This window comes from Variovorax sp. CF079 (assembly GCF_900101545.1).
Taxonomy (GTDB): Bacteria; Pseudomonadota; Gammaproteobacteria; order Burkholderiales; family Burkholderiaceae_C; genus Variovorax.
The window spans coordinates 116,158-135,361 of the sequence record NZ_FMZU01000011.1; the positions used below are offsets into that span (position 1 = coordinate 116,158).

19 protein-coding genes are annotated in these 19,204 nt (G+C 67.9%); 1 reads left to right on the top strand and 18 read right to left on the bottom strand.

The genetic code is table 11. The features are described 5' to 3' along the window. Position 1: 1 nt before the first annotated feature. The 18 genes from BLS74_RS16360 to BLS74_RS16445 form a co-directional block, all read right to left on the bottom strand. The gene (locus BLS74_RS16360; protein ID WP_093108071.1) at positions 2–1,153 is read right to left on the bottom strand and encodes an ATP phosphoribosyltransferase regulatory subunit; all 1,152 of its coding nucleotides are present in this window, start codon (positions 1,151–1,153) and stop codon (positions 2–4) included. A gap of 44 nt (positions 1,154–1,197) precedes the next feature. Then, entirely contained in the window at positions 1,198–1,386 is a 189-nt protein-coding gene (locus tag BLS74_RS16365) for a DUF2065 domain-containing protein (protein ID WP_093108272.1), read from the bottom strand. Positions 1,387–1,480: 94 nt separating this feature from the next. Further along, positions 1,481–2,380, bottom strand: a complete 900-nt coding sequence (gene hflC, locus BLS74_RS16370; RefSeq protein WP_093108073.1) for a protease modulator HflC — start codon at positions 2,378–2,380, stop codon at positions 1,481–1,483. A gap of 10 nt (positions 2,381–2,390) precedes the next feature. Next, complete coding sequence (gene hflK / locus BLS74_RS16375) at positions 2,391–3,728, bottom strand: FtsH protease activity modulator HflK (RefSeq protein WP_093108075.1); 1,338 nt, start codon at positions 3,726–3,728, stop codon at positions 2,391–2,393. A 76-nt stretch (positions 3,729–3,804) separates the two neighbouring features. Further along, complete coding sequence (gene hflX, locus BLS74_RS16380) at positions 3,805–4,974, bottom strand: GTPase HflX (protein WP_093108077.1); 1,170 nt, start codon at positions 4,972–4,974, stop codon at positions 3,805–3,807. Between the two features lie 54 nt (positions 4,975–5,028). Continuing rightward, positions 5,029–5,274 (bottom strand): RNA chaperone Hfq, encoded by a 246-nt coding sequence (gene hfq / locus BLS74_RS16385; RefSeq protein ID WP_093108079.1) that lies wholly within the window; start codon positions 5,272–5,274, stop codon positions 5,029–5,031. A 184-nt stretch (positions 5,275–5,458) separates the two neighbouring features. Further along, entirely contained in the window at positions 5,459–6,805 is a 1,347-nt protein-coding gene (gene der / locus BLS74_RS16390; protein ID WP_093108081.1) for a ribosome biogenesis GTPase Der, read from the bottom strand. 18 nt (positions 6,806–6,823) lie between these two features. Further along, the gene (bamB, locus tag BLS74_RS16395; RefSeq protein WP_093108083.1) at positions 6,824–7,966 is read right to left on the bottom strand and encodes an outer membrane protein assembly factor BamB; all 1,143 of its coding nucleotides are present in this window, start codon (positions 7,964–7,966) and stop codon (positions 6,824–6,826) included. After that, positions 7,963–8,658, bottom strand: a complete 696-nt coding sequence (locus BLS74_RS16400; protein WP_093108085.1) for a YfgM family protein — start codon at positions 8,656–8,658, stop codon at positions 7,963–7,965. Before BLS74_RS16400 ends, bamB begins: the two co-directional genes overlap by 4 nt. A 6-nt stretch (positions 8,659–8,664) precedes the next feature. Continuing rightward, complete coding sequence (hisS, locus tag BLS74_RS16405; protein ID WP_093108087.1) at positions 8,665–9,975, bottom strand: histidine--tRNA ligase; 1,311 nt, start codon at positions 9,973–9,975, stop codon at positions 8,665–8,667. A gap of 8 nt (positions 9,976–9,983) precedes the next feature. Beyond that, positions 9,984–11,276 (bottom strand): flavodoxin-dependent (E)-4-hydroxy-3-methylbut-2-enyl-diphosphate synthase, encoded by a 1,293-nt coding sequence (gene ispG, locus BLS74_RS16410; RefSeq protein ID WP_093108089.1) that lies wholly within the window; start codon positions 11,274–11,276, stop codon positions 9,984–9,986. Beyond that, complete coding sequence (locus BLS74_RS16415; RefSeq protein ID WP_093108091.1) at positions 11,273–12,211, bottom strand: helix-turn-helix domain-containing protein; 939 nt, start codon at positions 12,209–12,211, stop codon at positions 11,273–11,275. The genes ispG and BLS74_RS16415 overlap by 4 nt, the downstream gene beginning before the upstream one ends. Beyond that, positions 12,204–13,037, bottom strand: coding sequence for a type IV pilus biogenesis/stability protein PilW (gene pilW / locus BLS74_RS16420; protein ID WP_093108093.1), 834 nt, complete (start codon positions 13,035–13,037; stop codon positions 12,204–12,206). Before pilW ends, BLS74_RS16415 begins: the two co-directional genes overlap by 8 nt. 4 nt (positions 13,038–13,041) lie before the next feature. Beyond that, a complete protein-coding gene (rlmN, locus tag BLS74_RS16425; RefSeq protein WP_093108095.1) occupies positions 13,042–14,202 on the bottom strand; it encodes a dual-specificity RNA methyltransferase RlmN in 1,161 nt (386 codons plus the stop codon). Between the two features lie 19 nt (positions 14,203–14,221). Beyond that, positions 14,222–14,641, bottom strand: a complete 420-nt coding sequence (gene ndk, locus BLS74_RS16430; RefSeq protein WP_093108097.1) for a nucleoside-diphosphate kinase — start codon at positions 14,639–14,641, stop codon at positions 14,222–14,224. 150 nt (positions 14,642–14,791) lie between these two features. Further along, entirely contained in the window at positions 14,792–16,426 is a 1,635-nt protein-coding gene (locus BLS74_RS16435) for a pseudouridine synthase (RefSeq protein ID WP_093108098.1), read from the bottom strand. Beyond that, positions 16,423–17,208 carry an SMC-Scp complex subunit ScpB gene (gene scpB, locus BLS74_RS16440; RefSeq protein ID WP_093108100.1) on the bottom strand — a complete coding sequence of 262 codons (786 nt, stop codon included), beginning with the start codon at positions 17,206–17,208 and terminating at the stop codon, positions 16,423–16,425. Before scpB ends, BLS74_RS16435 begins: the two co-directional genes overlap by 4 nt. A 129-nt stretch (positions 17,209–17,337) precedes the next feature. Next, positions 17,338–18,327: an RluA family pseudouridine synthase gene (locus BLS74_RS16445; protein WP_093108275.1), complete on the bottom strand. Its 990-nt coding sequence runs from the start codon at positions 18,325–18,327 to the stop codon at positions 17,338–17,340. A gap of 50 nt (positions 18,328–18,377) precedes the next feature. Here BLS74_RS16445 and BLS74_RS16450 point away from each other — a divergent pair, with 50 nt between their 5' ends. Then, the gene (locus BLS74_RS16450; RefSeq protein ID WP_093108102.1) at positions 18,378–19,187 is read left to right on the top strand and encodes an outer membrane protein assembly factor BamD; all 810 of its coding nucleotides are present in this window, start codon (positions 18,378–18,380) and stop codon (positions 19,185–19,187) included. The last annotated feature ends 17 nt before the right edge of the window (positions 19,188–19,204 follow it).

Genomic DNA, 19,204 nt, shown 5'->3' on the forward strand with positions numbered 1-19,204 from the left:
TTCAGATGGCTTGCACGCGCCACTGCCCGTCGCGCTCGACGAGCTCGCGGTCGCAGTGGAATTCGTCGATTTCGCTTTCGTGGCCGGGCAGCACGCAGACCACGGTCTCGCCCCGGCTGCGCAGTTCGGCGATGGTCTTGCCGAGGCCCGCGGCATCGCTCCAGGGCGCGCGGATCGCGGCCCGCAGCGGCCGCGCCGGCAGCACGCCGACCAGCTCGCGCACGTCGAGGCTGAAGCCGACCGCCGGGCGGTTGCGGCCGAACACGGCGCCCACCTCGTCGTAGCGGCCGCCGCGCACCAGCGCGTCGCTGGCGCCGTCGGTGTAGATGCCGAAGCGCATGCCGCTGTAGTAGGCGTAGCCGCGCAGGTCGGCCAGGTCGAAGCTGACGCGGGCGCCGTCGAGCCGGCTCGCCAGCTGCTTCAGCTCCGACAGCGCTGCGCGCACGCCGGCCGAGGCCGGGAGCACGCGATCTGCCTCGTCGAGTACCGAGGCATCGCCGTAGAGCTGCACGAGCGCGAGCAGACCTTCGCGCGACGCTGCGGGAAAGCCCTCCGTGAGTTCGCGCAGGGTGCTCGTGTCCTTGGCCGCCAGTGCCGCATGCACGCGCGCGATGGCCGCCGCATCGACCGGCACGCCGGCGAACAGCGCGCGCACGATGCGCGCATCGGCCAGGTCGACGATGACCGGGCCCTGCACGCCGGCTGCGTGCAGGCAATCGAGCCCGAGGCGCAGGACCTCGGTATCGGCTTCGAGCCCCGCATGGCCGTAGATCTCGGCGCCGAACTGGAGCGGCTCGCGCGTCGCGTGCGGGCGGTCGGGCCGGGTGTGCACCACCGGGCCGCAGTAGCAGAGCCGCGCCACGCCGCGGCGGTTGAGCAGGTGCGCGTCGATGCGCGCGACCTGCGGCGTGGTGTCGGCGCGCAGGCCCATGCTGCGCCCGGACAGCTGGTCGACCAGCTTGAAGGTCTGCAGGTCGAGCGCCTCTCCGGTGCCGGAAAGAAGGGATTCCAGGTGCTCCAGCAGAGGCGGCATCACCAGCTCGTAGCCATAGCCACGGGCGGTATCGAGCAGCTGGCGTCGAAGTTCTTCGATGTGGCGCGCCTCGGAAGGCAGCACATCGGCAATGTGATCCGGGAGGACCCAGGCGGACATGGGGATCGGGGGCGTGGTTAAACCGGGATTCTACCGGCCCCGGGTCACCCCAGAATCCAGAGCAGGAAGAGGCCCAGCAGGATGCTGCACAGGCCGAAGAAGCGCAGCTGCCCGTCGCGCAGCTGCAAGAGCTGGCTGAAGCCGCGCCGCCAGCTGCCCGGCGAAAAGAAGGGCAGGAGGCCTTCGATCACCAGCACGAGCGCCAGTGCGCTCCAGAAGGTTTCTGCGCTCACGCCTGGGTCGCCGCCGGGCCGCCCCAAGGCGGCCGAGCCTCCCCCTCGGGGGGTGGCGAAGCACACGAAGTGGCAAGCCGGGGGGCAGTCACGGTTATCGACGAGGGGCAGCCGCGGCCGCGCCCGACCCCTGCATCGCGCGGAAGAAGTCCGACGAAGGGTCCAGCACCATCACGTCGCTCTTCTTGTTGAAGCTCTGCTTGTAGGCGTCGAGGCTGCGATAGAACTGTGCGAACTGCGGATCGCGGCCGAAGGCGCCGGCGTAGGCAGATGCCGCGCTGGCATCGCCCTCGCCCTTGATCTTCTGCGCGTCGCGGTACGCATTGGCCACGATCACCTCGCGCTGGCGGTCGGCATCGGCACGGATCTTTTCGCCTTCAGCGAAGCCGGTCGAGCGCAGCTCGTTGGCCACGCGCTTGCGCTCGGCCTCCATGCGGCGGTAGACCGATTCGGTGATCGCCTCGACGTAGTCGACCCGCGTGATCCGCACGTCGATGATGTCCACGCCCCAGGGCTTGGCGCCCTTCACCACGGCCAGCACTTCGCGCTGGACGTCGGCCATCAGGGCCTCGCGGCGCACCGAGATCAGGTCGCGCACGGTGCGCTTGTTGACGTTTTCCTGGAAGGCGTTGCGCACCACGCGGTTGAGCTGCATGGCGCCAGCGTTCTCGTCCAGGCCGACATTGCGGATGTACTCCGACGGGTTGGTGATGCGCCAGCGCACGTACCAGTCGACCACCACGCGCTGCTTCTCCGCCGTGAGCATGGGCTCGGGGTCGAGGCTGGACAGCGTGAGCAGGCGCTTGTCGATGTACGACACGTTCTGGAACGGCGGCGGCAGCTTGAAGTTCAGGCCCGGCTCGGTGATCACTTCCTTGATCTGACCAAGGGCGTAGACGATGCCGAACTGGCGCTGGTCGACCACGAAGAGCGTGGAGCTCAGGAGCGCGAGCACCACGAGGATCGACGATGCGATGAATCCGATTCTGTTCATGAGTGTTTCCTCAGCGCACGTCGCGGTCACGCGAGCGGCCGTCGCGCGCACGCGCGTCGCCGGATGAAGGCGGTACGACCGGAATCACGGACGACTGCGGCGGCGCGGTGCCGGCGACGTTGGGACTGGCGCCGTCGACCGGAGTGCCGGCGGCGTTCTGGCCGCTCATCTGCACCAGCTTGTCGAGCGGCAGGTACAGCAGGTTCGAACCCTGCTTGGAGTCGACCAGCACCTTGGTGGTGCTGGCGTAGATCTGCTGCATGGCGTCGGTGTACATGCGGTCGCGGGTGACCTGCGGCGCCTTCTGGTATTCGGTCAGCACCGAAGCGAAGCGCTGCGCATCGCCCTGTGCCTGCGCGATGATCCGCGCCTTGTAGGCCTCGGATTCCTCCTTCAGGCGCGAAGCGGTACCGGTGGCACGCGGCACCACGTCGTTGGCATAGGCCTGCGCTTCGTTCTTGGTGCGTTCGCGTTCCTGCCCGGCTTTGAGCACGTCGTCGAAGGAGGCCTGCACCTGCTCCGGCGGGCGCACGCCGCCCTGCTGCAGGTTGATGCCGACGACCTCGACGCCGACCTTGTAGCGGTCCAGGATGGTCTGCATCAGGGCGCGCACGCGCGGCGCGATCTGGTCGCGTTCCTCGGCGAGGGCCGCGTCCATCTTCATCTTGCCGACCACTTCGCGCACCGCCGTTTCGGCGACCTGCACCACGGTGTCGGCCGGTGTCTTGCTCTCGTAGAGATAGGCGCGCGCATCGCTCAGGCGGTACTGCACGGCGAACTTGATCTCGACGATGTTCTCGTCTTCGGTCAGCATGGCCGATTCGCGCAGGCCGGTGGAACGCACGATGGTGTCGCGCCCCACGTCGGTGGAGCGGATCTGGGTCACGACCACGAGCTCGTGGCGCTGGATCGGATAAGGCAGCCGCCAGTTGAAGCCGGCGCCCACGGTTGCCTTGTAGCGGCCGAACTGCGTGATCACGGCCTGCTGGCCTTCGTTGACGATGAAGAAGCCGGTGCCCAGCCAGATCAGAACCGCGACCGCGGCGACCAGGCCCAGGCCGACGCCCGCGTTCTTCATGTCGGGCTTGAGGCCACCGCCGTTGCCGCCGTTCGGGCGCCCGCCGTTGCCATTGCCGCGGCCGCCGAACAGGCCGCCGAGCTTGCGGTTGAAGTCGCGCCAGAGTTCGTCGAGGTCCGGCGGCCCCTGGTTCGGGCCCTGGCCGCGCGGGCGATTGTTGTTGCCGGGCGGAGGCGTCGGCTCGTCGTCGGGGCGGTTCGCATTCGGACGCTCGCCGTTCGAGGAGGGCTCATCGCCCCGGCCCCATCGTCCGTCGTTCAGGTTGAACATGCCCTGAAATCGTCTCCACACTGGCTTTGCATTCATTCGGTTCTGTTCTCTCGTCAGTGAGGGGGGATTGTGCCAATCAGTTGGCGGCATCGTGCAATTCGGTGTCGTACTCTGGGGTCATGGCCTCGTTCATCGACTGCGACCGTTGCGCGAGTTCGGCGCGGAGCGCCGGAACCCCCTCGCCGGTGTGGGCGCTCAGGAAGACGCGAAGCATCTGCACGCCATCGACGTCGATCTCGTCGCGCAGATGCAGGGGGTGTTGCGTACTTTCAAGTGCATCGAGCTTGTTGAACACCAGGAGCTGCGGCACCGTGTCGGCGCCGATTTCCTTCAGCACTGCCTGCACCTCGGCCATCTGCTCGGGATGGTGGGGGTTGGAAGCATCCACCACATGCAGCAGCAAGTCAGCATCGACCGCCTCCTGCAAGGTGGCCTTGAAGGCATCGATCAGGCCGTGAGGCAGCTCGCGAATGAAACCCACGGTGTCGGAGATCGACACCTTGCGGCGAGCATCGCCCAGGTACAGGTGCCGCGTGGTGGTATCCAGCGTCGCGAACAGCTGGTCGGCCGCATAGGCGCGCGCCTTCACCAGCGCATTGAACAGCGAGGACTTGCCGGCGTTGGTGTAGCCGACCAGCGAGATGTTGAAGGTGTCGCGCCGCTCGCGCTGGCGGCGCTGGGTGCCACGCTGGCGATGCACCTTGGCGAGCCGTTCGCGCGTGCGCTTGATGGACTCGCCGATCATCCGGCGGTCGAGTTCGATCTGCGTTTCGCCTGGGCCGCCGCGCGTGCCGATGCCGCCGCGCTGGCGCTCCAGGTGAGACCAGCGCCGCACCAGCCGCGTGCTGAGATACTGCAGCCGCGCCAGTTCGACCTGCAACTTGCCCTCGTGCGAACGTGCGCGCTGGGCGAAGATTTCGAGGATCAGGAAAGTGCGGTCGTACACCGCCACCCCGAGCTGGCGCTCGAGGTTGCGTTGCTGCGCCGGGCTCAGCGCCTGGTCGAAGACCACTTCGCTCGCGCGATGCAGATCGGCCAGCTCGCGGATTTCATCGGCCTTGCCGCTACCGACGAACAGCGCCGCATCGGGCGCCTTGCGTTTGCACACCAGGCGCGCGACCGGCTCGAGGCCTGCGGTCTGCGCGAGCAGGCCAAGTTCCTCGAGTTCGCCGTCGAAATGGGGCAACCCGAAATCGACACCGACGAGTACGACGGCGCCCTCTTTCCGGGAAATCAGTTCAGACAAGCGGAATCAAATTGGAAGAAAGCGCGGCGGGCGAGCCGCCGCGCTCCGTGCCGATCAGGCGGCTGCTTCGTCGTTCTCGGCAGCCGAGAAGTTGACGGCCCGACCCGGCACGATGGTGGAGATGGCGTGCTTGTAGACCATCTGGGTCACCGTATTGCGAAGCAACACGACGTACTGGTCAAACGACTCGATCTGACCTTGCAGCTTGATGCCGTTGACCAGATAAATCGAAACCGGCACGTGCTCGCGACGCAAGGTGTTCAGGAAGGGGTCTTGTAGGAGTTGCCCTTTATTGCTCACGATATTCTCCGTGTTCAAGAGTAGTTGTTGGAACCGGTCACCTTAACACAGCACTTCCGCACTGCAGCACGAAACCCGAATAGCCTTCCAAAAATAACGGCACCTAAAAGCGGGAACTTCGGGCGCCGGCATCGCTCAACGGTGGTCAATGGACGCCAAGCGCCCCATCCGGGGGCACGGGCCTTCAGCCCTCCTTGTCTGCGTACGGATTGTGCGAGGTCTTGAGCTCGATGCGCAAGGGCGTACCGACAAGGTCGAATTCCTTGCGGAAGCGCCCCTCGAGAAAGCGCTTGTAGGCGTCGGTGACGTGTTCCAGCGAGTTGCCGTGGATGACGATCACCGGCGGGTTCATGCCGCCCTGGTGGGCGTAGCGCAGCTTGGGCCGGAACATGCCGGACTTCTTGGGCGCCTGGAACTGCACCGCCTCCATCAGCAGCCGCGTGAGCACCGGCGTGGACATCTTGCGGGTGGCCGACTTGTGAGCCTGGGCGATGGCCTGCCAGACCGGCCCCAGCCCCTGGCGCTTGATGGCGGAAATGAAGTGCAGCGCGGCGAACTTGAGGAAGGGCAGCCGGGTCTCGATCTGGCGCTGGATCTGCTCGCGCTGGTAGCTATCGATCGCGTCCCACTTGTTGATCGCGATCACCACCGCGCGCCCGCTTTCGAGGATGTAGCCCGCGATATGGGCGTCCTGATCGGTCACGCCCTGCGTGGCGTCGAGCAGCAGCAGGACCACGTTGGCCGATTCGATCGCCTGCAGGGTCTTGACCACCGAGAACTTCTCGATCGCCTCGAACACCCTGCCCTTGCGGCGCAGCCCCGCGGTGTCGATCAGCTCGAAACGCTGGCCGTTGCGCTCGAAGGGCACGGCGATCGCGTCGCGCGTGGTGCCGGGCAGGTCGAAGGCGACCAGGCGCTCCTCGCCGAGCCAGGTGTTGATCAGGGTCGACTTGCCGACGTTGGGGCGGCCCGCGACCGCCAGCTTGATCGGCTTGTTGTTGGCCTCTTCCTCTTCGGCCTCCTCGTCGGGATCGGGCAGCCCGAGCGGCTCGAGCGCGAGTTCGACCAGGCTGCGGATGCCTTGCCCGTGCGCCGCCGAGATGCCGTGCACCTCGCCGAAGCCGAGTTCGTAGAAGTCGACCAGCTTCGCGCCATCCTGCATGCCTTCGGCCTTGTTGGCCACCAGCACGCAGGGCTTGCCCAGCCGGCGCAGTTCATTGGCGATGTCGTGGTCCTGCGCCGAGATTCCCTCGCGCGCATCGACCACGAAGATCACCACGTCGGCCTCGGCCACGGCCTGGCGCGTCTGCTTGGCCATCTCCTTGAAGATGCCGCTGCCCGCGTCGGGCTCGAAGCCGCCGGTGTCGATCACGATGAACTCGTGCTTGCCCTGGCGGCCGTTGCCGTAGTGGCGATCGCGCGTGAGGCCTGCGAAGTCGGCGACGATGGCGTCGCGCGTCTGGGTGAGGCGATTGAACAGCGTCGACTTGCCGACGTTGGGACGCCCGACCAGCGCAATGACCGGTTTCATGGTCGGGCTCTCGATCGATTATTCAGGCCGATAGCCGAACACGCCGCCATTGCGGGTGACGACCACGACCGTGTTGCCGGAAAGCACCGGCGTCGCGGCGATGGCCGAGCCATCGGGGGTGAGGCGGTTCAGCGGCGCGCCGTCCTCGCGCGAGATCAGATGCACGAGGCCGGTGCTGTCGCCGATGATCAGCGAGCGGCCGACCGCGAGCGGCGCGGTCAGGGTGCGGTACTTGAAACTCTCGATCTGCCAGGCGCGCTCGCCGTCGGCGCGGCGCCAGGCCACCACATTGCCGTTTTCCTCGGTGCCGTAGACGAAGCGGTCGTCGCCGCTCACGCCGTCCGCGCCCGTGGCGGGCTTGCTCCAGAGCAGCGCGCCGCGCGAGGTGTCCACACAGCCGACGCTCGCATAGTAGGCGCGCGCGCAGACGACATCGCCGACGCGGCTCACGCTGCCGGTCAGGTCGACCAGGCGCTCGACGTCGTTCGTGCCGCGCGGTGCGGCGATCGGCGATTCCCAGCGCGAAATGCCGTTGGCCGGATTGATGCCGGCGAGCCGGCCGCCGATACCGCTCACCAGGGTGTCGCCCACGGCGATCAGCACCCCGGGCCTCTTCAGCACCAGGTTTTCGGCGGTACGCTGCTGTGCCCAAAGGCGACGACCGCTCTGGCCGTCCCAGGCGCTGGTGCTGCGGTCGGCAGCCTGCACGAAGACGCGACGGCCGGCCACCAGCGGCGCGGTGTACGCCTGGGCCGTGAGCCGCTGCTTCCACAGCACCTTGCCGCTTTGCATGGCGACCAAGTCATTGTTGGCGGTGACGACGGCAACCAGCGATCCATCGCTGCCCACGCCGGCCACCAGCGGCGCACCGGCACTGGCACGCCACGATTCCTGCCCCGAACGCGCATCGATCATGACCACTGTGCCGTCGGTGGCGGCCACCGCCACCATGTCGCCGCTCACGTTGGTCGCCAGCGGGAAGCTCACCGCCGGAATGCGCACGCTCCAGGCCTGCCGAACGCCCAGGAGTGCCGGGTTGGCCGACAGTTCCGCGGGCTTGGGTTTGGGCGTGCCCGAGCAGGCCGCGAGCGCGGCGACCACGACCGCGGCCGCACCAGCGCGCAGGATGAATGCAGGAGTCACGAAACGCTTGAAATTCATGGTGTGGTCTTGGCAGGGGTGGCGGTGCCGGCAGCGGCCGGTGCCAGGCTCTTCGGGTCGACGCCGACGGCGTTGAGCTTGATCTCGACCAGGCGGCGGTAGTCGGTGCCGGGCGCGAAGGCGGTCCAGGCCTTCTGGTACTCAGCCTTGGCCTCGTCGCGCTTGCCCTGCGCCAGGTGGATGTCGCCCTTGCGGTCGGCCACCAGCGCTTCGAACTCCTTGGGCACGTTGCCCGAAAGTTGTTTGAGCGCCTCGTCGTAGGACTTGGCTTCGAGCAGTTCGGCGGCCAGGCGCAGCTTGGCGACGGCCTGGTAGCCCGGATCGACGGCATGCTCGGCCACCCACGCGAGCGCTGTGCGCGAGGCGTTGGCATTGCCCTTCTCGTTCAAGGTCTTGGCCGCCAGCAGGCCGGCCTGCTGGGCGTAGGCGGTGCCGGCGAACTTCTCCTTCATGTCGGCCAGCGCGCGCTCGATGCGAGCCACGTCGCCCGCCTGCGCACTGCGTTCGATCTCGTCATAGAGCACCGAAGCGCGCGCCGCCTTGTCGCGCTGGAAAAACTGCCAGCCGTTCCACGCCATGAAGGCGCCGGCCGACAGCAGCACGAACCAGGTGATCAGCGTGCCGTAGGTGTTCCAGAAATGCCGGAGCTGGTCGAGCTGTTCCTGTTCTTCGAGGTCGAGATGGGTTGCCATGCGCTGTCAGTTGTTGGGAGCCGGGGATTGTAGGGTGGCGGCCCAGGCGGGCAGCTCGGCCAGCGGGCGGGCAGTCTGCGCCCCGCTGCCGTCGCGCAGCGCCTTGACCGTGACCTCGCCGCGCGCGAGTTCGTCGGCGCCGAAGACCAGTGCGTGCGCGGCGCCGCTGGCGTCGGCCTTCTTGAACTGCGACTTGAAGCTGCCGAGGCCGTCGGCGGTGGCCGCGTGCATCTGCACGCGCACGCCGGCATCGCGCAGCTGCTGCAGCGTGCGCAGCGCGACCGGCATCGCCGCCGCATCCGGCACCACCGCGTAGGCATCGGGGGTCGAAACGGGAACCGCCGTCCCCTGCTCCTTCAGCAACTCGAGCACACGCTCCACGCCGATCGCCCAGCCCACCGCCGGCGCGGGCTTGCCGCCGAGCTGCTCGAACAGGCCGTCATAGCGCCCGCCAGCGCACACCGTACCCTGCGAGCCGAGCCGGTCGGTCACGAATTCGAAGACGCTGAGGTTGTAATAGTCGAGGCCGCGCACCAGGCGCGGGTTGATGGTGTAGGCGATGTCGTTGGCGTCGAGAATGGCCTTCAGCCCCTCGAAGTGCGCCAGCGACTCGGCGCCGAGAAAGTCGATCAGCTTCGGCGCCGACTCCACCACCGCCTTCATCGCCGGATTCTTGGTGTCTAGGATGCGCAGCGGATTGCTGTGCAGGCGGCGCCTGGCATCCTCGTCGAGCTGGTCGGCGTGCGCGTCGAAGTGCGCGATGAGCTGGGCACGGTGCTGGGCGCGCTCGGCCGGCTGGCCCAGGCTGTTGATTTCCAGGCGCACGTCGGTCAGGCCGATGGCCTTCCACAGCCCACTGGCCAACAGGATCAGTTCGGCATCGACGTCCGGCCCGGCGAAACCCAGCGCCTCGACGTCGATCTGGTGGAACTGGCGGAAGCGCCCGCGCTGCGGCTTCTCGCGCCGGAACATCGGGCCGATGGCCCACAGGCGCTTGCCGCCGTCGTAGAGCATGTTGTGCTCGATCGCGGCGCGTACGATGCCGGCGGTGTTCTCGGGGCGCAGCGTCAGGTGGTCGTTGTCGCCGTACTTGTCCGAGCGGTCGTGGAAGGAGTACATCTCCTTCTCGACGATGTCCGTGACCTCGCCGATGCCGCGCACGAAGAGCGCCGTGTGCTCCAGGATCGGCGTGCGGACGTTGCGGTAGGCATAACGCGCCATCAGCTCGCGCACGGTGGCCTCGAGCCACTCCCAGCGCGCCGATTCGGGCGGCAATATGTCGTTCATGCCTTTGACGGCATTGAGTTTTTCAGCCATTGCTTGTGTCAGGCGACTTCGGTGGCGTGGCCGCCGAAACGCTTCTCGATGTAGTTTTCGACCAGTTGATGGAACTCGGCGGCGATGTTCTCGCCGCGCAGCGTGAGCGCCTTCTCGCCGTCGATGAAAACCGGCGCCGCGGGCGCTTCGCCGGTGCCGGGCAGGCTGATGCCGATGTCGGCATGCTTGCTCTCGCCCGGGCCGTTGACGATGCAGCCCATCACGGCCACCTTCATCGTCTCGACGCCCGGGTACTTGGTGCGCCAGACCGGCATCTGCATGCGCAGGTAGTCGTCGATCTCTTTGGCGAGTTCCTGGAAGGTGGTGCTGGTCGTGCGGCCGCAGCCCGGACAGGCGGTGACGCTCGGCACGAACACCCGCAGGCCCAGGGCCTGCAGGATCTCGTTGGCGATCAGCACCTCCTGCGTGCGCGATTCGCCCGGCTGCGGCGTCAGCGAAACGCGGATCGTGTCGCCGATGCCTTCCTGCAGCAGGATCGACAGCGCCGTGGCCGAAGCCACCGTGCCCTTGGTGCCCATGCCCGCTTCGGTCAGGCCCAGGTGCAGCGCGTAGTCGCAGCGCTTGGCGAGTTCGCGGTAGACCGAGACCAGATCCTGCACGCCGCTGACCTTGCAGCTCAGGATGACCTGGCTGCCGTTCATGCCCATCGATTCGGCGAGCTGCGCGGAATCGATCGCCGAAGTCACCAAGGCCTCGTACATCACCTGCTTCGCGTCCCACGGCTCTGGGCGCTGGCTGTTGATGTCCATCAGGCTGGACAGCAGTTCCTGGTCGAGGCTGCCCCAGTTGACGCCGATGCGCACCGGCTTGTTCCAGCGCATGGCCGCATCGATCATCTGGCCGAACTGGCGGTCGTGCTTGTCGCCCTTGCCGACGTTGCCGGGGTTGATGCGGTACTTGCTGAGCGCCTCGGCACAGGCCGGATAGTCGGTGAGCAGGCGGTGGCCGTTGTAATGAAAGTCGCCGATCAGCGGCACGTCGACGCCCATGCGATCGAGCTGTTCGCGGATGTAGGGCACCTGCGCCGCCGCTTCCGGCGTGTTGACGGTGATGCGCACCATCTCCGAGCCGGCCAGCGCCAGTTCCTTGACCTGGATCGCGGTGCCGATCGCGTCGACGGTGTCGGTATTGGTCATCGACTGCACGCGCACCGGGGCGTCGCCGCCCACGGTGACGGTGCGCGGCCCCCAGACCACGCTGGCCTGGCGCGAACGGCGCGGCCGCGGCGCAGCGGACTCGATCGGCAGGCAGCTCAGGGGGCTCGACGTGTCGTCGTTCATGGCTTGACCTCGAAACGCGCGACGCCGCCCGAACGCGTCAGGGGCGCCAGGTCCAAAGGCTTGCCGCGCACTTGCACCTCGATACCCGAGGCACGACCGACGACCACCGACAGGGGTGGCGCGCCCGTCACCCCGACGGTCTCGCCGGCCTGCACCGTGCGCCGCAGCAAGGACTTGCCGTTGGCTTCGTTCACCGTGACCCACGAGTCTTCGCGCGCGACGAAGACGATCAGGCTGGCACCGGCCACGGCAGGCGCTGCTGCCGCCGTCTGGGCCGCAGGTGCCGCCGGAGCCGCTGCCGGCGGGATGATGGGCGCTGCAGGAGCCGGAGCGGCAGCGACTGGTGCCGCGGGTGGTACCGCATCGACGACCGTGCCGCTGACCACTGCCGACCGTTCCGTCGACGGCGACGCCTCGATGTTGTTGCTGGCGGCCGTCAGGCGAGAGATCGACTCGCCGATCCGATCGAAGACCGACTGCGGCAGCCAGAACAGCACCGCGGCGCCGATCAGCAGCAGCAGGACCACGATCAGCAGCGCGCGCGACGGTTGCCCGTTCGAACCGCCGACGCCGCCCGAGCGCGGCGCGGCCGAGCGCAGGCTCTTGCTGATGGTGCGGTCGGCCTCCGCCAGGCCCGCGGGCTGCGCGCCGGGCAGCTTCGCCAGCACAGGTGCCGGGTCGATCCGCAGCGCCCGGCACACGCTCGCGGCCAGGGCACGCGCGAACACTGGATCGGGCAAGGCGTCGATGTCGTCGGCCTCCAGTGCCGCCAGCTTCTGCGTCGACACCTTGAGCGCGGCCGCCACCATGTCGATGTGCAGACCGTGGGCCTCGCGCGCCTCGCGCAGCATGTCGCCGGCCGTCATGAAGGTGCTGTCGCCGCTCACCAGCGGCACCGCGGCCGAAGCCCCGAATTCGCTGGCCTTCTCAATCATTGAAATTCCCGCGCTCGTACGCAATCGCCTCCCGCGACTGGGGGAAGCGCCGCTGCAACTGGCTCGCGAGTTGCGTGATCGCTTCACGGTTGTTGAGCCGGCGTTCGATCTTGATGCCGAGCCAGAGCGTCTCGGCATTGGCCGACGGACTGTTGTTGACGCGGCGGATGTAGAACTGCGCGCGCGACCAGTCCTCGCGCTGCGCGAGCAGCGAGGCCAGATTGAAGCCGACCACCGGGTTGCCGGCATCGAGTTCGTAGGCCTGCGTCAGGCTGCGCTCTGCCTCGGCACGCTGGCCGGCGCGGAGCTGGCACACGCCCTGCGTCATGAGCGTCTTGGAACGGTCGCCGTAGGTGGGGATGGCCAACGCAGCCGAGAACTGCTGCTGCGCGTCGCCGAAGCGGTTCTGCTGGCACAGCAGCCATCCGTAGTTGTGCAAGGTGTTCGCCTCGCGCGGGTTCAGCGCGATCGCGCGGCGGAAGCTGTCTTCGGCCTGAGGCGCATCGTCGAGACGCATGTAGACCAGGCCGCGCAGGTTGTAAGCATCGGCGAAGGTCGGATCGTTGGCCAGGGCCTGCTTGATCTCGTCCAGCGCCACGGTGGTCTGCCCCTGCTCGAAGTAGCCGATGGCCAGTTCGACGCGCAGCCGGGCGCGCTTGCGGGCGTTGGTTTCGTCCGAGTCCGTGATGATGGGTGCGGCATTGCTGCTGCCCGAGCCCGGCGCGGAAGGGTCCTTGGTGGCGCAGCCGGCGAGCAGGAACGCGGCCGCAAGGCCGAAGAGCGCTTGCATCACTCGCTGGTGCACGATCGGAAAGGCCTGGCTCATCGGTTCATGGCTCCTGGGCAGTGGAAGTGGCGGCCTTCTTGCGGGCCGGGTGCAGCACGACGGTGCGCCGCTGCGCCATGCGCTCGGCCGCATGGGTCCGGTCTTTCACGTCGCCCGCCAGCTGGCCGCAGGCCGCATCGATGTCGTCGCCGCGCGTCTTGCGCACGGTGGTCACGATGCCGGCTTCGCTCAGCACCTTGGCGAAGGCCAGCACGCGCGGCTGCGGCGAACGCAGCAGGCCGGACGCCGGGAAAGGATTGAAAGGAATCAGGTTGAACTTGCAGGAGATCCCCTGCGAGCGCACCAGATCGACCAGTTGGCGCGCATGCTCGGGCTGGTCGTTCACGCCGTCGAGCATGCAGTACTCGAAGGTGATGAAGTCGCGCGGCGCGTGCGCGAGGTAGCGCTGGCAGGCCTCGAGCAGTTCGGCGATCGGGTACTTGCGGTTGAGCGGCACCAGGTCGTCGCGCAGCGCGTCGTTGGGCGCATGCAGCGACACCGCGAGCGCCACCGGGCAGTCGGCGCCGAGCCGATCGATCATCGGCACCACGCCCGAGGTCGACACCGTCACGCGGCGGCGCGACAGGCCATAGGCGTTGTCGTCGAGCATGGTGCGCAGGGCCGGCACCAGCGCCGCATAGTTCTGCAGCGGCTCGCCCATGCCCATCATCACGACGTTGGAGATCACGCGCCCTTCCTGATCGGGAGTGCGCTTCAGGTGCTTGCGCAGGAAGTGTTCGGCGAACCACAGCTGGGCGACGATCTCGCCCGTCGTCAGGTTGCGGCTGAAGCCCTGGTGCCCGGTCGAGCAGAAACGGCAGCCGACGGCGCAGCCGGCCTGCGAAGAGACGCACAGCGTGCCGCGGTCGTCCTCGGGAATGAACACGGCCTCGACCGCATTGCCGTCGCCGACGTCGAACAGCCACTTGATGGTGCCGTCGGCCGATTCGTGCTGCGTGATCATCGGCAGCGCCTCGACGCGCGCGCTGCCCGCGAGCTTCTCGCGCAGCGACTTCGCAAGGTCGGTCATGTGCGCGAAATCGCTCGCGCCGCGCTGGTGGATCCAGCGGAACAGCTGGGTGGCGCGGAAGCGCTTCTCGCCGAGCTTTTCGCAGAACGCAGCCAGCCCCTCGAGATCGAAATCGAGCAGGTTGGCCGTGGTCATTGCGTGGGAAGGCTCCGCCTCAGCGTGCCTTGAGCTCGGGGAAGAAGAAACTGATTTCGACCTTCGCGGTGTCGACGGCGTCGGAGCCGTGCACGGCGTTGGCATCGATGCTGTCCGCGAAGTCGGCGCGGATGGTGCCCGGGGCTGCCTTCTTGGGATCGGTCGCGCCCATCAGGTCGCGGTTCTTGATGATGGCGTCCTCGCCCTCCAGTGCCTGCACGAACACGGGGCCGGAGATCATGAACTCGACCAGATCCTTGAAGAAGGAACGCTCCTTGTGCACCGCGTAGAACTGCTCGGCGTCGGCGCGCGACAGATGCACCAGCTTGGCCGCCACGATCTTGAGGCCGGCAGCCTCGAAGCGGGAGACGATCTTGCCGATGACGTTCTTCGCCACGGCGTCGGGCTTGATGATGGAGAGGGTGCGTTCGATGGCCATTGAGTTGCTTTCCTGAGAGCTTGGATTTCGATGAGTTCTGTCAAGCCGCAACGCTTCGGTTGCACTGCCTTGACAAAGCCTCTGATTTTAACCGGCGCGCTCGACACCACCCGTGACGGGCCAGTGAAAGACCGCGACCGATGCGCGATTTCAGCGGCCGCGGCGGCGCCCGCCGCCCTGCCCGCCGAAATTGCCCCCGCCCCCGCCGGGCGGGCCGCCGCGTCGCGGGCCGGAACGCTGTTCCTTGCGCTGGCGCGAGAAGCTGTCGGCACCGATATAGCCGAGCGAAGTCTTCATCGGATCGGGCTGGTTGGCGCCGCTCGGCGGACGATCCTCGCCGCGGTTGCCGCTCTGTCGGTCATCGCGGCGGTTGCGGCGGCCCTGCTGCGGCGGACCGCCATTGCCGCCTCCCCGATTCCGGTCGCCCCGCGCCGCCGGACCGCTGCCCAGCGGATTCGGGATCGGCGGCTCGCGGCCTTCGGCCTGCGCGCCGCCGCCGTTGTTGCGATTGCCGCGGCGCTTGCGGTTGCGGTTGTTGCGGCCGCCGCCCTCCTGGCCCGGTCCCTTCGGGCCGCCGCCCGCGCGTCCCGGCCGTTCGCCGGCACCGCCGGCTGCCTGGAACAGCGCGCGGATGTCACGCTCGTCGAGCTCCATCCAGGCGCCGCGCTTGAGACCGCGCGGCAGCACCATCGCACCGTAGCGGATGCGGATCAGGCGGCTGACCGCGTGGCCGACCGATTCGAACAGGCGACGCACTTCGCGGTTGCGGCCTTCGGAAATGGTGACGCGGTACCAGCAGTTCGAGCCTTCGCCGCCGCCCTCTTCGATGGTACCGAAGTGGGCCATGCCGTCGTCGAGCCGCACGCCTTCGAGCAGGCGCTGCTTTTCCTCGCTGCTGAGGGCGCCCAGCACACGGACCGCGTACTCGCGCTCCAGCCCGAAGCGCGGGTGCATGAGCTGGTTGGCCAGTTCGCCCGAGCTGGTGAAAAGCAGGAGGCCTTCGGTATTCAGGTCGAGGCGACCGACCGATTGCCACTTGCCCTGCTGGAGGCGCGGCAGCTTGCGGAACACCGTCGGACGGTTCTGCGGATCGTCGTGCGTGACGACTTCGCCGACCGGCTTGTGGTAGGCGATCACGCGCGCCGGCGGCGGCGCGATGCGGTAGCGGATCGGCTTGCCGTTGATCTTGACCTGGTCGCCGAACTGGATGCGCTGGCCGATGTGGGCCGGCTCGTTGTTGACGGAGATGCGGCCCTGCAGGATGAGCTGCTCCATCTCGAGCCGCGAGCCGAGGCCGGCCTGCGCCAGCACCTTGTGCAGCTTGGGCGAATCGGCTTCAGGCAGCAGCACGCGCTTGAGCGGCGGGACCTCGGGGCTTTCCTCGTCGGCATCGAACTGGCCCGAGATGACATCGGCAAACCGGATCGGCTCGGGCGGCGGGGCATTGCGCTGCTCGCGCTCGGCGGCGCGGCGGGCCCGGTCGAGGTCGTCTTCCTCCTCGTCCGGCTCTTCCTCGTCGTCCAGATCGTCCTCGGCCACGTTCTGCGCTTCACCGGCCGCCGGCGGGGTGAATTCGGCCGCTTCCACCGCCATCTCGACGGGGGCCTGGCCAGCGGGCTTGCGCCGGCGCGGCCGCCGCTTGCGAGGCGCCTCCGCCTCGCCTGCGCCTTCGGGGCTCGGCTCGGTCACGCCGTCCGCGGGCTGTGCGGGGGGCGCCGCCGCACGATCTTCGGAAACAGGTTCGGCCGGCAGCGTCGCTGCATCATCGGGATCGGATGGGCTCATGGTCGGGTTCCGGAGGAGACGACGGTGATGTCAACCTCATCGGGCTCGGCATCGGGCTCGATGGGGGACGAGGACTGGAGTTCAGGCTCGGGCTCGGGCTCGGGTTCGGGCTCGGGTTCGGGTTCGGGTTCGGGCAAGGTTTCGGCAACCGCCTCGGTTTCGGCCTCGCTCACGGCCTCTGCTGTCTCGACGGAAGACTCGTCGATCGGCAAGGTCGGCTGGTCACCGCCGGACGCCTGTTCGAGCGCGTCGATCAAGGCACCCTGCTGCGCCGGCGATTCGATGACCGGCAATTGATCCAGCGAAGCCAGGCCCAGGTCGTCGAGAAACTGGCGCGTGGTCGCATAGAGCGCCGGCCGGCCGACCGTCTCGCGATGCCCGATCACCTCGACCCAGCTGCGGTCTTCGAGCTGCTTCAGGATCAGCGAGTTGATGGTGACGCCACGGATGTCTTCCATGTCGCCGCGCGTGACCGGCTGGCGGTAGGCAATGATTGCCAGCGTTTCGAGCGCGGCGCGGGTATAGCGCGGCGGCTTTTCCGGGTGCAGGCGATCGAGATGGTCGCGCAGTTCGGGACGGCTCTGGAAGCGCCAGCCGGTGGCGACGCTCACGAGCTCCAGGCCGCGTTGCGACCAGTCTTCCTGCAGTTCGAGCAACAACGACTTGATCGTGTCGGCGCCCAGTTCGTCGTCGAACAGCACGCGCAGTTCGCGCACCGGCAAGGGCTGCGTCGAACAGATCAAGGCGGTTTCGAGAATGCGCTTGGCATCCGCCGTATTCATGGTTCGCGGTATCCGGGAAAAAGGCGCCACGAAGGACGCTTGATTTCAGAAGGATGAAGAGGCGCTGCCGGCCCGCAGGCGCTTTGCAGCAAGGCCGGCATCGGGTGGCCGGCGCGGCCCTCGGGGCCGTCAGGCACGATTGTAATCCAGCCCCCAGGTCTGCAAAGCCTGCACCAGATCGGGCGGGGGCGGCGCGCGAAACTCCATCGGCTGATGCGTGACCGGATGCACGAACGCGAGCCTGAAGGCGTGCAGCGCCTGCCGTGCGAGGCCGGCCGCGGCAGCGCCGCCGTAGAGCGTGTCGCCGACCAGCGGATGGCCGATCGAAGCCATGTGCACGCGGATCTGGTGCGTGCGCCCGGTCTCCAGGGTGCAGCGCACGGCGCAGCCCTGCTCGTTGCTGTCCAGCGCTTCGATCAGCGTGCGCGCGGGCTTGCCCGAATGCCGCTGCAGATCGACCGCCGCCATGCGCAGCCGGTTGCGCGGGTCGCGCCCGATCGCGGCGTCCACGTGGCGCGCAGCGGCGCCCTGCCAGCTGCGATGCGCGAGCGCGAGGTATTGGCGCGTGACCTCGCGTGCCGCAATCAGCGCCACCAGCGCATCCATCGCGCAACGGCTGCGCGCGACCACCATCAGGCCGCTGGTGTCGCGGTCGAGCCGGTGCACGATGCCGGCGCGCGGCAGCAGCGCGGCCCGCGGGTCCAGGGCCAGCAGGCCGTTGAGCAGCGTGCCGCTCCAGTTGCCGGGTGCCGGATGGACCACGAGACCGGCCGGCTTGTCGATGACGCGCAGGTGTTCGTCCTCGTGCAGCACGGTGATCGGCATCGGTTCGGGCCGGAAAGCCTGGCTCTGCGGCGTGGGCCGCAGCTCGATGCGCCCGGCAGCGCCCGCATGCACCGTGGTCGAAGCCTTGGTGAGCACGCGCCCCTGGATCGCCACCATGCCGGCTTCGATCAGTTGCTGCAGGTAGCTGCGCGAAAACTCGGGCACCAGCGCGGCCAGCGCACGGTCGAGCCGCTGCCCATGCTCGTCCTGGCCGAACAGGAAGTTGCGAATCTCGCTCGGCTCGGACAGCTCCGCGCCCTCGTCGTGCTCGACCGCGCCTGGGGATTCGTCCAGGGGGTCGGCCGATATAATTGACGGCACCTGTTTCACGAAAGCCTTATGTGATGTTTCGCGCCAAATTATCGGTTGTCCCCGGCTGGCTGGCTCTTTGCGCGGCCGCGTGGCTCGTGGCCGGCTGCTCGTCGACCACCGTCGATCGGACCGCGAACTGGAGTCCCAACCGCATCTACTCCGAAGCCAAGGACGAAGCCAACTCCGGCGCCTACGACAAGGCCGTGCCGCTGTTCGAGAAGCTCGAAGGCCGCGCCGCCGGCACGCCGCTCGCGCAGCAAGCACAGCTGGACAAGGCCTATGCGCAGTACAAGGCCGGCGAAAGGCCCGCGGCCATCGCGACCCTCGATCGCTTTATCAAGCTGCACCCGGCCAGCCCCGCCCTCGACTACGCGATCTACCTCAAGGGCGTGATCAACTTCAACGACGACCTCGGCCTGTTCGCGTGGATGACGCGGCAAGACCTTTCCGAACGCGACCAGAAGGCGGCCAAGGAGTCCTTCGAGGCGTTCAAGGAACTGATCACCCGCTTCCCGGAATCGCGCTACACGCCCGATGCGCGCCTGCGCATGAACTACATCGTCAACTCGCTGGCCCAGTACGAAGTGCATGTGGCGCGCTACTACTACACGCGCGGCGCCTACCTGGCGGCCATCAACCGCGCCCAGCTGGCCCTGGCCGACTACCGCGAAGTGCCGGCGCTCGAAGAGGCGCTGTACATCATGGTCCAGTCCTACGACGCGCTCGGCCTGACCGACCTGCGCGACGACGCCAAGCGCGTGCTGACCAGCAACTACCCGAAGAGCGAATACCTGACGCGCGGCTTCAGAGCCAAGGACGACCCCTGGTGGAAGCTCTGGTAACGACTCCAACAAAGGCC